The sequence below is a fragment of the Pseudidiomarina gelatinasegens genome, from assembly GCF_004025325.1.
Taxonomy (GTDB): domain Bacteria; phylum Pseudomonadota; class Gammaproteobacteria; order Enterobacterales; family Alteromonadaceae; genus Pseudidiomarina; species Pseudidiomarina gelatinasegens.
The window spans coordinates 245,976-261,275 of sequence record NZ_RSFE01000002.1; the positions used below are offsets into that span (position 1 = coordinate 245,976).

Here is a 15,300-nt window from a genome sequence, read left to right on the forward strand (position 1 = left end):
TTTATAAGGTTTTTTATGGTTTTGTTAAAAAACAGTTTGACGCGCAGCGGTTATGAAATACACTAATAATTAGTCAAATTCACCAATGACGATAATAACAGCGTGGTGCCAACCATGAGTCGCTTTCGCGAAGCCGATAATTTAATCGGGCAAGCAAATAGTTTTCTCTCTGTTCTCGAGCAAGTTTCGCAAATTGCCCCTTTAGATAAACCTGTTCTAATTATTGGTGAGCGTGGTACCGGTAAAGAACTCATCGCGGCGCGGTTGCACTTCCTTTCAAAACGCTGGGAACAAAATTACATCAAATTAAATTGCGCGGCCTTAAGTGAAAGCCTGCTCGAAAGTGAGTTGTTCGGCCATGAAGCCGGCGCTTTTACCGGTGCACAGAAACGTCATGAAGGTCGTTTTGAGCGTGCTGACAATGGCACTTTATTTTTGGACGAGCTTGCAAATACCTCTGCTTTAGTTCAAGAAAAAATTCTTCGCGTTATTGAATATGGTGAATTTGAACGCGTTGGTGGCACCAAAACTGTGCGGGTTGATACACGTTTAATCGCAGCAACCAATGAAGACTTACCTAGCCTTGCAGAGGCTGGTAAGTTCCGTGCCGATTTGCTGGACCGCCTCGCCTTTGACGTAATTACATTACCTCCGCTACGCGAACGCCTTGATGACATACTGGTATTAGCTGAGCATTTTGCGATTCAAATGGCGCGTGAGCTCAACTATGAACTCTTTAGTGGGTTTACTGAAAGTGCCCGTAAAACACTCCTCGACTACCACTGGCCAGGGAACGTACGGGAGCTGAAAAACGTCGTCGAACGCTCCGTTTATCGCATTGGTAGTGGCCATATCCCGGTTAGCGACGTTGTGATCGATCCGTTTCATAGCCCTTACCGCCCTGCTCCTGCAGCGCATCGTGAGGCTCACAAGTCACCAATGAATGGCAATACCAGTGCAGCCCCACCTACCACACCAACTGCTTCAGCCGTTTCGGGCGACAACCAGTCGTCGGCAGCACCAAGTTCAACACAGGCTGTAGGAATTTGTGTTGATTTTGAAAATGGCGGTATCGACTTTAAAGAAATCACTGCTGAATTTGAAGTAGATGTGCTGCAACGAGCATTGCAATACGCACAATTTAACCAAAAGAAAACAGCAGAAATCCTTGGCTTAACCTATCATCAGCTACGTGGCTATTTGAAAAAATATCAACTGCTTGAGGGGCAAGGCTAAATGCTAAACAAGATGATGGTGGCTGGTAGTGCGCTTTTTATTGTCGCCTGCGGCCCCATAGACGAAGCGAGCGACGTTCACCATGACGGGTTGGTGTATTGCTCCGAAGGTAACCCTGAAAGCTTCAACCCTCAACTTGGTACCTCAGGCACAACCGTTGATGCAACCTCAGCACAACTTTATGACCGACTGCTCGACTACGACGCTAAACTGCAACAATTCGTTCCAGCATTAGCGCGCGGCTGGCAAGCATTCGATAAAGGTACGCGATACCGTTTTGACTTGCGCGAAAACGTGCAATTTCATACTACTGACTGGTTCACTCCGTCACGAAGCTTTAACGCCAAGGATGTTATCTTCAGCTTTGAACGCTGGTTAGATAAAAAGCACCCCTATCATGACGTAAATGGCGGTCGTTACCCATTTTTCCGCTCCAGTGGTCTTATCAACCTTATTGAAAGGGTCGAGCGGGTGGACGACTACACTGTTGATTTCCACCTTAAACGCTCTGATAGCTCATTCTTGGCCAATTTAGCCACCGACTTTGCGGTAATTCTATCCGAACAATATGCTACGCAACTGCTGCATCAGAAAACGCCCGAGCAAATCGACCGCTTCCCTGTGGGCACCGGACCCTTTGAGTTTGAATTATTTCGCAAAGACTTCATCATCCGGTATCACGCCCATGAAGATTACTGGCGTGAACAGCCGGAAATTAAACGCTTGGTTTATGTGATTACGCCGAACGCCAATAAACGCATGCTTAAGTTGTTAACTGGCGAATGCGACGTTATTCCTTATCCGCTTATTAATGAACTGTCGAAATTGGATCATGACGCTGAAATAAAAGTTGGCAGCTCAGTCAGCCCAAACATCTCGTTTTGGGCATTTAATACACAGCAACCACCATTTGATAATGTGCTGGTACGGCAAGCATTAGCACACGCAATTAACCGTCCTGCAATAATTCAAACCATTTATAACGGCAATGCGCGGTTGGCGACGGGTATGCTGCCAGAAACTTCATGGGCCTATAGCCCAGTGCAACAAACCTACCCGTACGACCCAGCAAAAGCGCGTGCTCTATTAGAGCAGGCTGGATATCCAAATGGTTTCAGCATGTCAATTTGGGCCATGCCTGTGCAACGCGCTTACAACCCAAATGCGCACCGTATGGCCGAACTGATGCAGTCCGACCTCGCTCAAGTTGGAGTGCAGGTCAACATCGTCAGCTACGAATGGAATACATTCCGTCAACGCCTTGTGGCCGGTGAGCACGATAGCGTATTAATTGGCTGGGTTGCTGACAATGCCGACCCCGATAATTTCTTCCGGCCTATTTTAAGTTGTGCGGCTGCGCGCAGCGGGAATAACCGCGCGTTGTGGTGTAACCCTGAGTTTGACCAACTGTTGGTGGATGCTATTGCTGAAAGTGATCTTGATCAGCGTAAACATTTATATCAGTTCGTTGAAGATATGGTAATGCAGCATGCACCGTTAGTGCCTATCGCGAACTCGCTGCGTTTTCAGGCGCACCGAGCTGATATCGAAGGCGTCGAATTGCCGCCGTATGGTGGCATCAACTTCCGTTATGCACGGAGGGTGAACGATGTTCCGCTATAGTTTACGCCGCATGGTGTTGCTGTTGGTCACGCTGTGGCTACTAACGCTGTTAATTTTTGCGCTTAATTATTGGTACCCGGGTGACCCACTCACCAACATGACAGGTATCAAGTTCAGCGATACACTCGCCTACCAGCAAGCACTGGTAGCGCGTGGTTTTGACGGCAGCCTGCTCAGCCAATATTTCAGCTTTATGGCGCATTTGCTGCAAGGCGACTGGGGCGCCTCGATGGTAACCGAGCAACCAGTTTTTGCCGAAATCAAACCATTGCTTGGCGCAACGCTTGAGTTAGGCCTACTGGCGATGTTGTTAGCGATTGTGTTGGGTATTCCACTCGGCGTGTATGCCGCCATACAGCAACGTGGCAAACTGGACCGACTCATTATGGGGCTAAGCTTAAGCGCCTATTCGATTCCAGTTTTTTGGCTGGCACAGCTGTTCATTTTATTATTTGCTGTAAAGCTTGGTTGGAGCCCAATATCCGGTCAAATCGATCCGCTGTATGCCATCGATATTAATACAGGCTCCATTCTCATCGATATCTGGTTGAGTGACTCTGATTATCGAATAGCAGCTTTCACTGATGCCCTTAATCACTTATGGGTGCCCGTAATCGTGCTATCGATAATGCCGCTCACCATGCTGATTCGAATTATGCGCAACGCCGTGCTTGATGTATTGCAACAAAACTTCATTAAAGCGGCGCGAGCACGCGGTTTAAGCGACAGCACCATTATGTTTCGGCATACATTGCCCAATGCAATGCAACCCGTGGTGCGTCAGCTGGGGCTGCAATTTAGTGTGTTAATGACCAACATTATTATCACTGAGGTGATATTTAACTGGCCAGGCCTCGGCAGCTGGCTGGTAAAAAGTATCTATGAACGTGATTTCCCGGTTATCCAAGGTGGCTTACTGGTACTTGCTTCCATCATTCTATTGGTCAATGTCATGGTTGATTTAGTGCATGCCTGGCGCTACCCGCACATTAGGAAGGAAATCGATGCCAAATAACCGCAGTATTTATTACCAGTATCGAGAGCCTTCACCGCTACGCTCATTGTGGCTGCACATGAGTACCAACCCATTTGCGGTGGCCGCCATATACATATTTAGCTTTATGTTGCTGGCGATGATTTTATCGCCCTTGGTTGCGCCCTATAGCCCTGATGCTCAGTTTACTGATGTTATCTCGCAACCCCCAGCATGGCATGACGAAGGGCAAATTAGATTCTTATTCGGCACCGACGACTTAGGCCGCGACCTACTCTCACGGGTTTTAGCTGGCGCGGTTTACAGTCTTGGCTACCCGCTTATGGCGACCGCTGTCGCTGCACTAATTGGCATAACCATTGGTGCATGGGCAGGTATGAGCCGTGGTGTGCAATCCTCAACGCTGAACCATCTACTCGACGTTGTACTGTCGATACCATCTTTGCTGTTAGCCTTGGTAATTATTGCGATATTAGGGCCTGCGCTACACAACGTTATGATTGCCATTACCTTGGTATTAATACCGCAGTTCATTCACAGCGTGCACAACGCTTTTTATGAAGAGCGCAACAAAGAGTACGTGATAGCGTCCAAACTGAATGGCTGCTCACGTTGGTATTTATTAACGCGTGTCATATTCCCGAATATTACGACTGTGGTTGTTATGCAAGTTACCTTTGCACTCTCAACGGCAATTTTAGATATCGCTGCGCTGGGCTTCCTCGGGCTTGGCGTGCAAGCCCCTGCCCCTGAGTGGGGCACCATGTTGGCGCGCAGCCTAGATCAAGTATATCTCGTTCCATGGACCATGATTTTGCCAGGCTTAGCCTTGTTTTTAACGGTGCTCTCGATTAACGTGCTCGGTGATAGTTTACGAGCTGCCATCCAAGAACGGGTACGGGGCACATGAGTAATATTCTTGATATTCGCAATCTCACCATCGAGCTAGAAACCAGCGCTGGTACTGTCAAAGTGCTGGATAAGCTGAGTTTGCAGCTCGCTGAAGGCGAAATTCATACGCTCGTTGGTGAGTCAGGCTCCGGTAAAAGTTTGCTGGCGAAAGCCATTATGGGCTTTATCAACCCACGTTGGAAAATCACCGCCGATCGCCTCTGGTGGCGCCATTATGATTTACTCGCATTAAACCCTGTGCAACGACGGATGATCACAGGCCGCGATATGGCCATGATTTTTCAAAACCCAGGAAGCTACCTCGACCCCAATACAAAACTTGGCAATCAGTTGCGAGAAACCATTCCGCAAAGCGAATTAAAAGGCATATATCTGCGTCGCAAGGCCAATCGTACCGTGCGCGCTGAACGCTTATTGCATCGGGTTGGCATCAAAGATGCTGAAAAAGTCATGAATAGCTATCCGCATCAACTGTCAGAAGGTGTGGCGCAAAAAGTTAGCATTGCAATGGCAATTGCTCACAATCCCAAACTTCTGATAGCCGACGAGCCAACCACGGCGATGGAGCCAAACACCCGCAACCAAATTTATCGTTTGCTGGCAAAACTTAGCGCAAGTCAGGGCATGAGCATATTAATGATCACCCAAGATTTAACCTCTGTGATTCCTGAAAGCCAGCGCATGAGTCTGGTTTATTGCGGGCAGTTGATGGAAACTGGCCCCACTGAAAAAATTATGACCGAGCCGTTTCACCCGTATACCGATGCCATGTTGCAAATGAGTTTCTTTAATAAAGAACTGGTACCCAAAACCCGTTTACCAACGTTAACTGGCGCCATTCCAACATTGCAGCATATGCCTATCGGTTGTCGTCTTGGTCCACGTTGCCCCAAATCGCGCCGTGCCTGCATTCATCAGCCACGCTTAAGCAAGGTCAAACAACATCAGTTTGCGTGTCACTTCCCGCTTATCGAGGTGGAAACCCATGACTGATTTGCTGGAAGTAAGAAATATAAGCAAATACTACAGCTATAAAAATGGCTGGCTTACACCGCAGCGTGTGTGCGCGCTTGAGCCGATTAGCTTTAGCGTGAAACGTGGTGAAACCATTGCCATAATGGGTGAAACCGGCTCAGGTAAATCGACTATTGCCAAGTTGATTTCGGGTGCTGAGGTTCCAAGTTCAGGCGAAATTTTCTTAAATGGCGAATTGTTAGACCCTAACAATCATCAACAGCGTTGTCGTGAAATTCGTATGATATTTCAAGACAGCTTACGCTCGTTAAACCCGCAGTTAACCATTGGTAAACAATTGTTAGAATCGCTTCTCTTTAACACCAAATGGAGCGCTGCAGAACAACAAGAACACGTTTACGTCACGTTACAGAAAGTTGGTTTATTGCCAGACCATTTTGATTTTTACCCACACATGTTGTCCAGCGGTCAACAACAACGGGTATGTATTGCACGGGCCATTATCCTTGAACCGCAAATTATTGTGGCAGATGAAGCCTTCGCTGCACTGGACCCATCGATTAGAGCTCAAATCATTAACTTGATCCTCGATCTTCAAGAAGATATGGGTATTTCGTTCATTTTCGCCTCACATTCACCGGAGATTGTGAAGCACGTTGCTGACAAGATATTAATAATGCATCGTGGTAAAATGATCGAGTTTGACTCAACACAGGCGCTACTTACAAACCCGAAACAGCAATTGACTAAAATGTTGCTGCAATCGGAACAACTTAATAAAGCGCTTAAACACACAACAACACAGGAGTAATGCTTTGGAAACAGGTACGCTCGTTTCGCTAGCACTCTATTTTATCGCGATGCTTGGCATCGGTTTATACGCCTACAAAAAATCAACTTCAGATATTTCTGGCTACATGCTCGGCGGCCGTAAACTTGGCCCTGGCGTAACGGCGCTTTCCGCCGGCGCGTCAGACATGAGCGGTTGGATGTTAATGGGTCTACCCGGCGCTATTTATGTTTCGGGTGTGTCACAACTGTGGATAGCTGTGGGCTTGTTGGTCGGCGCCTACCTCAACTACATTATTGTAGCCCCAAGGTTGCGTACATATACTGAAGTCGCCAATGACTCAATTACAATTCCAGACTACTTTGCTAACCGCTTTGACGACAAAGCACGCATGCTTCGTGTGTTTTCTTCAGTAGTTATTATCATCTTTTTCACCTTGTACACCTCAGCTAGCTTAGTTGCCGGTGGCAAGCTGTTTGCCAGTTCAGCATTTGGTTTAGATTACAGCCTCGGCTTGTGGGTCACAGCGGGTGTTGTTTGTGCCTATACCCTATTTGGAGGCTTTTTAGCAGTATCCATGACCGACTTTGTACAAGGTTGCATCATGTTTGTTGCCTTAGTCTTGGTGCCCATCGTCGCTATTTTCGACCTCGGTGGTATCGGACAAGTCACTAACACGGTTGAAACGTTGAACCCAGATTTTCTCCAGTTTTTCCGTGACGCATCCATAGCCGACCCAATGTTAAATCAATTGTCATTCTTGGGGGTTATCTCCCTACTGGCATGGGGTTTAGGCTATTTCGGCCAGCCACACATCATCGTGCGTTTCATGGCAATTCGTTCAATAAAAGATGTTCCAAAAGCACGCCGTATCGGTATCGTTTGGATGTTCTTCTCAATTATTGGCGCCATGGTTACCGGTTTTGTGGGTATTGCTTATGTCGCAGAGACTAAAATGCAGTTAAATGATGCAGAAACAATCTTCATTATTTTCTCGCAGTTCCTGTTTCATCCGTTAATTTCAGGTTTCTTATTAGCGGCCATACTAGCAGCCATTATGAGCACCATTTCATCGCAGCTATTGGTTACTTCAAGTTCACTGACTGAAGACTTCTATAAGGCTTTCTTACGTCGTGACGCAAGTGATAAAGAACTGGTAACTGTTGGTCGCCTGTCGGTATTGCTGGTGTCCTTAGTCGCTATTTATTTAGCTTGGGACCCAGACAATACAATTTTAGGTTTGGTTGCTAACGCTTGGGCAGGTTTCGGTGCCGCGTTTGGTCCGGTGATTATCCTAAGTCTATTCTGGAAACGTATGAACCGTCACGGCGCATTAGCCGGTATGGTGACAGGTGCGGCGACAGTATTATTCTGGATATATGCACCGGTATTGGAAGGCGGTGCAACGCTCAGTACCATCGTCTACGAAATCATTCCAGGCTTTATTGTTAGCACACTGGCTGTGGTTGTTTTCAGCCGTATGACGGCTGAGCCTAATCAAGCCTTACAAGATACGTTTGACGAGATGGAAAAAGTCATCCATCAGCAGTAATACGAAAACTGCATAAAAAAGGGCACCGTTCGGTGCCCTTTTTCGTTATTCGTTATTAACCACGCCGTTCCGCGAATAGCTGAAGTTCCGATAAAATAAAGTCCTTCATTCGCATTGTTGTCTCGTAGCCGACATCAATGGCTTCGCTACCACGCTCAAACTCCATTAGGCTAATATGGCCCAACTTCGGCTGGATAAGTATATCTGGCGGATCGCCTGCCAACCGTGCCTTGGTTATACGTTCTTGCATGATATCGATAGACCCGGCCATTACTCCAAGCATTCCTGGAGCTTTGTAAGATTGACCATTAAACTTCTCTTTCATTGAATCCCAGTACTGTTGGCTGGTAGAAAGAAAGCTCTTAAAGAAGCCCTCATCAGCCTCTTCGCTCGGGTCATAGCCTTCGCTTGACTCTGTGTTAGCTGGGGTTATATGACCATGCAAATCGGCCTGTGGTTCGGTTTGTCGATCATGACCCGGCGCCAGATACTTGCTGCGTGCCTCAACTGCTGTTGTCGTAAGCTGCGAGTTAAGGTTTACCGCAATCACAAAATCAGCACCTAATGCCCGGCACAATGAAACCGGCACGGGGTTTACTAAGCCGCCATCCACTAACCAACGCCCATCAACGCCTGCCGGCGCTAATAAGCCTGGCATTGAACAAGATGCGCGCGAAGCCTGATAAACGTCGCCTTTACGCAACCAAATTTCACGCCCGGTAAATAAGTCAGTCGCGACAGCGCCGTAAGTAATTGGCATGTCTTCGATATTTATAGCGCCAAATAAGTCGCGGGCATGCCCGAAAACCTTTTCACCTTGAATGATGCCGCCATGACTGAAGCCAAAATCTAAGAGGTTAAACACTTCCCAGCGGCCCATATCACGAACCCACTTCTCAAGGTCATCGAGTCGGCCAGAAGCAAAACCGGCCCCCACAAGGGAGCCGATTGAAGTGCCTGCGACCATGTTAACTTCAATACCCATGTCTTGAAGGGCTTTAATCACACCAATGTGTGACCACCCTCGTGCAGCTCCTGAGCCAAGAGCTAATGAGACTTGAACATATTTACTCATGGTTACAACGTCCTGATATTTCTAAAAGATGAAAGCTTAAATAAGATCATCATCCATCATAGCATCATCTTTGCTCGCAGCAATTGCTGCAGCTTCAGCTGCGGCAGCTTCGCGCCCTGCTTTGCCTGTTTTAACCGGCTTCGCAAGCAGTTGCTCACGAATTTGTTTTTCAATATCTGCAGCCACAGATGGATTATCAATCATATATTTCATGGCGTTTGCTTTGCCTTGACCGATTTTGTCACCTTTGTAGCTATACCAAGCACCAGCTTTATCAACAATTTTCTGCTTAACACCAAGATCAATCAACTCACCCTCTTTCGAGATACCCGAGCCGTACATGATTTGGAATTCCGCTTGCTTAAATGGTGGTGCCACTTTGTTTTTCACAACTTTAACGCGGGTTTCATTACCGACAACCTCGTCACCTTCTTTCACAGCACCGATACGGCGGATGTCCAAACGTACTGACGAATAAAACTTCAACGCGTTACCACCGGTTGTGGTTTCTGGGTTACCAAACATTACGCCAATTTTCATGCGTATTTGGTTGATAAAAATACACAAGCTATTTGATTTCTTAATGTTGGCAGTCAGTTTTCGTAGTGCTTGCGACATGAGTCGCGCCTGCAAACCAACATGGCTGTCGCCCATTTCGCCTTCAATTTCAGCTCTTGGTGTTAATGCAGCAACCGAGTCAACAATCACCACGTCAACAGCATTTGAACGTACGAGCATGTCGCAAATTTCAAGCGCCTGTTCGCCGGTATCCGGCTGTGAAACAAGAAGTTCGTCAACGTTTACGCCTAGTTTCTCGGCATAAATTGGGTCAAGTGCATGCTCAGCATCCACGAACGCACAGGTTTTACCTTTCTTCTGCGCTTCGGCAATAACTTGCAACGTTAATGTTGTTTTACCACTCGACTCTGGGCCGTATATTTCAACCACACGGCCAAATGGAAGCCCACCAATACCTAATGCAATATCGAGGGTAAGTGAACCGGTAGAGACTGAATCAATGTCCATCGCTTGGTTATCGCCCAAGCGCATAATTGAACCCTTACCGAATTGACGTTCAATCTGGCCTAATGCTGCGTCGAGTGCTTTTTGTTTATCGTTGCTCATGATAATGTCCGTCTTGTTGGTCATGTTGTAACTAAGTTTACTGTAAATTTATACAGTATCAAGTAATTTTTTCAAAACTCCGTAACGCCTCGTAAATAGTGGCCTTACGAACTTGTGCTCTACTTCCATCAAATAATTGATGCCACGTTATACAGTGGTTTTCCCACGCTAAGCCAAACCAGACTAATCCTACTGGCTTCTCAACCGTACCACCTTCAGGCCCTGCCACACCGGTAACAGCAATAGCCACATCAACACCACTGTTAGCTAATGCGCCACGTGCCATCGCCTCAGCAGTTTCAGCCGATACCGCGCCGTGCTGCGCAAGCACAAAGTTTGGCACATCCAACAGATGATGCTTCAAGGTATTGCTATAGGTAATAAAGCCACCGGCAAACCAAGCTGAGCTACCCGGAATCGAACTGATAGCATAACCGATTCCGCCACCCGTGCAGGATTCTGCTGTGGCGATTTTCCAGTTGCGTTGCTGCAACCAGCGGCCTAAATCTACTGCTAAATCGTGACGTGTTTGTGATACCATTTGCTTATTCCTTGATACGCGGTATATCGACTCTATACGGATAATAACAGGCATGTCGAACGCACTAAATAACTCACTCGAAGTTTCAGCACATACACCCATGATGCAGCAATATCTGCGTATTAAAGCAGACCATGCTGACACATTGTTATTCTATCGTATGGGAGATTTTTACGAACTCTTTTACGACGATGCCAAACGTGCTGCTGACTTATTAGACATTTCATTAACCGCACGCGGCAGTAGTAATGGGAACCCTATACCCATGGCTGGCGTACCCTATCATGCGGCCGAAAATTATTTGGCGCGATTGCTGCAATTGGGTGAATCTGTTGCTATTTGCGAGCAAATTGGCGACCCAGCGACCAGTAAAGGGCCGGTAGAACGTAAAGTTGTTCGCGTGCTGACACCGGGAACACTAACCGACGAAGCATTATTACCCGCTGATCATGAAAATTTATTGGTGGCTATTCACCCCGGTCAACAGTTTGGTATCGCATGCCTGGATATGGCGAGTGGCCGCTTTACCGTGCTTGAAGCTGATACGCGCGAGCAACTCCGGGCAGAATTAGAACGGTTGCAACCAGCTGAAGTTCTATATCCGGAAACCTGGCAGTTTAGTGAAACCGAATTAAATTGCGCCTGTTGCCGCCGACGCCCCGAATGGGAATTCGATACCAGCAGCGCCCAACAGCTGTTGCAGCGCCAGTTTCAAGTGGCTCATCTCGATGGCTTCGGTATTGGCCACTTACAGCAAGCTATCGGTGCCGCCGGAGCGGTGTTGAATTATGTAAGGGCCACTCAACTGGCAGCGCTGCCCCACATCAATTCAATCGTGGCTGAAAAACGCGATGATGCCATCATGCTTGATGCAGCTTCACGCCGAAATTTAGAATTGGTGCGTTCACTGAGCGGTAATAAAACCTCTTTATTTGATGTACTTGATAAAACCAGCACCGCCATGGGCAGCCGCCTCCTTCAACGTTGGCTGCAACGACCACTGCGACAACAGCAGGTGCTTAACCGCCGCTTCGATGCCGTGGCAGCGCTGCAACAAACTGATTATGCTGAATTGCATCAACAACTGCGCCAGGTTGGCGATATCGAGCGGATACTTACGCGCATCGGTTTGCGCAGCGCTCGCCCCCGTGATTTAGCCCGTTTACGCAGTGCATTGCAGGCCCTTCCAGCGGTACGTGAGTTACTAAAAACACCCGCACTGGAAACATGGCGTGCAACAATTGAGCCTTTTCCGGATTTGGCTGACTTGCTCGAACAAGCCATTATCGAACAACCGCCTGTTTTAATTCGTGATGGAGGGGTTATTCGTGATGGCTTTGACGACGAACTCGATGAACAACGTCAACTCGCTGCAGGTGCCACCGACTTTTTACAGCACATCGAAACGCGTGAACGCCAACGCACGGGAATCAGCACATTAAAAATAGGCTATAACAAAGTACACGGTTACTACTTAGAGGCGAGTCGAGCGGCCAGCCAACAAATTCCGGCTGATTATCAGCGTCGCCAGACCTTAAAAAATGCGGAACGCTATATTATTCCGGAGCTTAAAACCTATGAAGACCAAGTGTTACAAAGCCAGAGCCGCGCTCTAGCTCGTGAAAAATGGCTTTATGATAACTTGATTGAACAGCTTGCCGAACAACTTGTTGCCTTGCAGCAAACCGCCAAAGCGCTCGCGGAAATCGATGTACTACGCAGCTTTGCTGAACAAGCAATTACCTATGATTACCGTCGCCCTGAGTTGATCGACGCAGTGCATATTGAATTGACCGATGCACGTCATCCGGTTATTGAACGCCTGCAGCAAGAACCTTTTATTGCCAACGACGTTACGCTTTCACCAATACAACGCTTGTTATTAATTACTGGCCCTAACATGGGGGGCAAGTCGACCTACATGCGGCAAACCGCACTGTTGACCATTATGGCGCATTGCGGCAGCTTTGTACCAGCAAGCCACGCAGTCTTTGGTCCGGTGGATAGAATTTTCACCCGAATTGGGGCATCAGATGATCTTGCTTCAGGGCGCTCAACCTTCATGGTCGAAATGACAGAAGCAGCAGATATACTGCATAACGCGACCGATAAAAGCTTGGTTCTTATGGACGAAATCGGTCGTGGTACCTCAACGTACGATGGCTTAGCCTTAGCTTGGGCCTGCGCCGAAGCCCTACTGCATAAAAATCGTTCGTTAACGTTATTCGCAACCCATTATTTCGAACTCACGCAAACGATTGGGCAGCAAGACGGTGCAATTAACGTGCACGTGGAAGCAACCGAACACGGTGACACTATTGCCTTTCAACATAAGGTAAAAGTTGGCGCTGCGAGTCGCAGTTTTGGTGTACAAGTCGCACAGCTTGCCGGTTTGCCGCAACGCGTGCTGCAGCAGGCTAAGCACTACTTGCAGCAACTTGAGCGTGAGCATCATGGTGTCGCTGATCTATCAACTTTACAATCAAGCCAGCAATCTGCCGCTCCTCAACAAGCCGATTTGCTTGAAGCAAACCCCAGCGCACTCGAACAGGCACTGGAACAGCTTAACGTGAACGAACTAACGCCGCTTGAAGCATTAAGCTGGCTAGCTCAATGGCAACAAAAAATGCGAGATGACAGCTAAGTTATCTCGCATTCGTAAAGCAATTTAAAGCTGTTTGACTAATCGCGGTGAAATAAGGCGTCTAGACTTAAACCTTGCTGACGCAACATATCTCGTAACCGGCGTAAGGCTTCTACCTGAATCTGTCTTACGCGCTCACGGGTCAAACCAATTTCGCGGCCAACATCTTCTAAAGTGGCAGGTTCATAGCCGAGCAAACCAAACCGACGCGCCAGTACTTCGCGTTGTTTCTCATTTAAGTTTTCCAACCAGACCATAATGTGCTCACGCACATCTTCTTCCTGCATGTCACCTTCAGGCCCGTAATCATTGTCGTCCGTAAGCATATCGACTAATGACTTATCGTTGTCGTTACCCCCCATTGGAGTATCAACGGAAGTTACACGTTCATTTAGACGCAACATACGAGTTACATCAGCCACTGAAACATCGAGTTTTTCCGCAATGTCTTCAGCTGTGGGTTCATGGTCAAGTTTGTGAGCCAGCTCACGGGCCGCGCGCAAGTAACTGTTGAGCTCTTTGACGACGTGTATAGGCAACCTAATTGTGCGGGTCTGGTTCATAATGGCCCGCTCTATGGTTTGACGAATCCACCACGTTGCATAGGTTGAAAAACGAAAGCCACGCTCAGGATCAAACTTCTCCACCGCGCGAATGAGGCCCAAATTGCCCTCTTCAACTAAATCTAACAGTGCCAGGCCCCTGTTGGTATAGCGTCGCGCTATTTTAACTACGAGGCGTAAGTTACTCTCAATCATTCGCGCACGAGCTTTTGCATCGCCCTTTAATGCCAGGCGCGAAAAGTGTACTTCTTCCTCTGCTGTAAGTAGCGGCGAGTAGCCAATCTCACTTAGATAGAGCTGAGTTGCATCCATTTTCTTTTGATAATGAACCCGATTCGCCAAAATTTCTTCGAAGGCTTCGTCACTATCTTCTGGTGCTGATTGTTCCATTGATAGCATTTCTTGCTCATCAATATCTTCAATCTCGTCTTGATCTCGACTCATTGCGTTCCCCGGGGCAAATAATGCTTTGGATTAACTGATTTACCGCGAAATCTTACTTGAAAGTGCAATTTCACACGTTCTGCATCAGTGTCGCCCATTGTTGCTATTTCATCGCCTTTGTTTACCCACTGCTGTTCGTTAACCAGCAATTTCTCATTATGCGCGTATGCAGTAATATAGTCATCGTTATGTTTCAAAATGATTAACTGGCCATATCCCTTCAACGCATTACCCGCATAAACCACTTTCCCTGCTGCTGCAGCAACCACAGAATCACCCTTTGCTCCAGCAATATCAAGCCCTTTGCTACCCGCCTCTGCCGTTGAGAACTCGCGTATTACTCGCCCAGATGAAGGCCATTGCCACTGAATATCTTTACTGGCCGGCAGTGGCGGTTCATTTCGGTTAACAACGCTCGGTTGTTTAATTGGTTTAGTTTGAACCGTAGCGCGCGTCTGTTGCTTTACTGTTACAGGTTTGCTTTTATTTTGTGAATTCTGTGATTTACGATACTCTTTCTTGGCAGGTGACGCAACGGTTTCTACAGTGGATTTTGATGTTCCCGACAATCGAATTTCTTGACCAGGAACAATAGTATAGGGGGGGGCAAGACCATTCCACTGAGCGACTGTACGAATATCCTCATTGGCTCTGAAAGCAATTGAATAGAGGGTATCGCCTGGCTCTACCGTATAACTTTCAGCTGCTAAGCTAGCACGCTCAAAGTCATGAATGCTTTTACCTTTATACAGACGTGTAACCGGTGCTGGCTCTGTACGTTGGGCACAACCAGATAGACCCACACAACAAAGTGTGGCAACTAAAA

General features: G+C 47.5%; 13 protein-coding genes. 8 read left to right on the forward strand and 5 right to left on the reverse strand.

Annotated features, from left to right (window positions below; translation table 11 throughout):
• The first annotated feature begins 114 nt into the window (after nucleotides 1–114).
• Genes pspF through putP form a run of 7 tightly spaced genes read left to right on the forward strand, consistent with a single transcriptional unit; the run spans nucleotide 115 to nucleotide 8,082 of the window.
• On the forward strand, nucleotides 115–1,236 hold the full coding sequence (gene pspF / locus EGC76_RS03395; RefSeq protein ID WP_128351612.1) for a phage shock protein operon transcriptional activator: 1,122 nt from the start codon (nucleotides 115–117) through the stop codon (nucleotides 1,234–1,236).
• Nucleotides 1,237–2,859: an ABC transporter substrate-binding protein gene (locus EGC76_RS03400; protein WP_128351613.1), complete on the forward strand. Its 1,623-nt coding sequence runs from the start codon at nucleotides 1,237–1,239 to the stop codon at nucleotides 2,857–2,859. It abuts the gene before it with no gap.
• Complete coding sequence (locus EGC76_RS03405) at nucleotides 2,846–3,874, forward strand: ABC transporter permease (protein ID WP_128351614.1); 1,029 nt, start codon at nucleotides 2,846–2,848, stop codon at nucleotides 3,872–3,874. Before EGC76_RS03400 ends, EGC76_RS03405 begins: the two co-directional genes overlap by 14 nt.
• Entirely contained in the window at nucleotides 3,864–4,763 is a 900-nt protein-coding gene (locus EGC76_RS03410; RefSeq protein ID WP_128351615.1) for an ABC transporter permease subunit, read from the forward strand. Before EGC76_RS03405 ends, EGC76_RS03410 begins: the two co-directional genes overlap by 11 nt.
• Nucleotides 4,760–5,758, forward strand: coding sequence for an oligopeptide/dipeptide ABC transporter ATP-binding protein (locus EGC76_RS03415; protein WP_128351616.1), 999 nt, complete (start codon nucleotides 4,760–4,762; stop codon nucleotides 5,756–5,758). The genes EGC76_RS03410 and EGC76_RS03415 overlap by 4 nt, the downstream gene beginning before the upstream one ends.
• Nucleotides 5,751–6,551 (forward strand): ATP-binding cassette domain-containing protein, encoded by an 801-nt coding sequence (locus EGC76_RS03420; protein WP_128351617.1) that lies wholly within the window; start codon nucleotides 5,751–5,753, stop codon nucleotides 6,549–6,551. The genes EGC76_RS03415 and EGC76_RS03420 overlap by 8 nt, the downstream gene beginning before the upstream one ends.
• A 4-nt stretch (nucleotides 6,552–6,555) precedes the next feature.
• Entirely contained in the window at nucleotides 6,556–8,082 is a 1,527-nt protein-coding gene (gene putP / locus EGC76_RS03425; RefSeq protein ID WP_128351618.1) for a sodium/proline symporter PutP, read from the forward strand.
• Nucleotides 8,083–8,137: 55 nt separating this feature from the next.
• On the opposite strand, the gene EGC76_RS03430 is transcribed toward putP, so the two are convergent.
• From EGC76_RS03430 to EGC76_RS03440, 3 genes are read right to left on the reverse strand one after another with little or no spacing between them, the layout of a single operon-like run.
• Nucleotides 8,138–9,157, reverse strand: coding sequence for a patatin-like phospholipase family protein (locus tag EGC76_RS03430; protein WP_128351619.1), 1,020 nt, complete (start codon nucleotides 9,155–9,157; stop codon nucleotides 8,138–8,140).
• Between the two features lie 36 nt (nucleotides 9,158–9,193).
• Nucleotides 9,194–10,282, reverse strand: a complete 1,089-nt coding sequence (gene recA, locus EGC76_RS03435) for a recombinase RecA (RefSeq protein ID WP_128351620.1) — start codon at nucleotides 10,280–10,282, stop codon at nucleotides 9,194–9,196.
• Between the two features lie 58 nt (nucleotides 10,283–10,340).
• Nucleotides 10,341–10,823, reverse strand: a complete 483-nt coding sequence (locus tag EGC76_RS03440) for a CinA family protein (protein WP_128351621.1) — start codon at nucleotides 10,821–10,823, stop codon at nucleotides 10,341–10,343.
• A 52-nt stretch (nucleotides 10,824–10,875) separates the two neighbouring features.
• On the opposite strand from EGC76_RS03440, the gene mutS reads away from it, so the two are divergent.
• Complete coding sequence (gene mutS, locus EGC76_RS03445; protein WP_128351622.1) at nucleotides 10,876–13,467, forward strand: DNA mismatch repair protein MutS; 2,592 nt, start codon at nucleotides 10,876–10,878, stop codon at nucleotides 13,465–13,467.
• Nucleotides 13,468–13,505: 38 nt separating this feature from the next.
• Here the strand turns inward: mutS and rpoS are convergent, their stop codons facing one another.
• A complete protein-coding gene (rpoS, locus tag EGC76_RS03450) occupies nucleotides 13,506–14,474 on the reverse strand; it encodes an RNA polymerase sigma factor RpoS (protein WP_128351623.1) in 969 nt (322 codons plus the stop codon).
• Nucleotides 14,471–15,277, reverse strand: coding sequence for a peptidoglycan DD-metalloendopeptidase family protein (locus tag EGC76_RS03455; RefSeq protein WP_246013885.1), 807 nt, complete (start codon nucleotides 15,275–15,277; stop codon nucleotides 14,471–14,473). The genes rpoS and EGC76_RS03455 overlap by 4 nt, the downstream gene beginning before the upstream one ends.
• Nucleotides 15,278–15,300: the final 23 nt, after the last annotated feature.

Bases quoted from the DNA above. Each gene is read 5' to 3' on its own strand.
- pspF (WP_128351612.1), top strand. From the start codon at position 115: ATGAGTCGCTTTCGCGAAGCCGATAATTTAATCGGGCAAGCAAATAGT.
- EGC76_RS03400 (WP_128351613.1), top strand. From the start codon at position 1,237: ATGCTAAACAAGATGATGGTGGCTGGTAGTGCGCTTTTTATTGTCGCC.
- EGC76_RS03405 (WP_128351614.1), top strand. From the start codon at position 2,846: ATGTTCCGCTATAGTTTACGCCGCATGGTGTTGCTGTTGGTCACGCTG.
- EGC76_RS03410 (WP_128351615.1), top strand. From the start codon at position 3,864: ATGCCAAATAACCGCAGTATTTATTACCAGTATCGAGAGCCTTCACCG.
- EGC76_RS03415 (WP_128351616.1), top strand. From the start codon at position 4,760: ATGAGTAATATTCTTGATATTCGCAATCTCACCATCGAGCTAGAAACC.
- EGC76_RS03420 (WP_128351617.1), top strand. From the start codon at position 5,751: ATGACTGATTTGCTGGAAGTAAGAAATATAAGCAAATACTACAGCTAT.
- EGC76_RS03430 (WP_128351619.1), bottom strand. From the start codon at position 9,157: ATGAGTAAATATGTTCAAGTCTCATTAGCTCTTGGCTCAGGAGCTGCA.
- recA (WP_128351620.1), bottom strand. From the start codon at position 10,282: ATGAGCAACGATAAACAAAAAGCACTCGACGCAGCATTAGGCCAGATT.
- EGC76_RS03440 (WP_128351621.1), bottom strand. From the start codon at position 10,823: ATGGTATCACAAACACGTCACGATTTAGCAGTAGATTTAGGCCGCTGG.
- mutS (WP_128351622.1), top strand. From the start codon at position 10,876: ATGTCGAACGCACTAAATAACTCACTCGAAGTTTCAGCACATACACCC.
- rpoS (WP_128351623.1), bottom strand. From the start codon at position 14,474: ATGAGTCGAGATCAAGACGAGATTGAAGATATTGATGAGCAAGAAATG.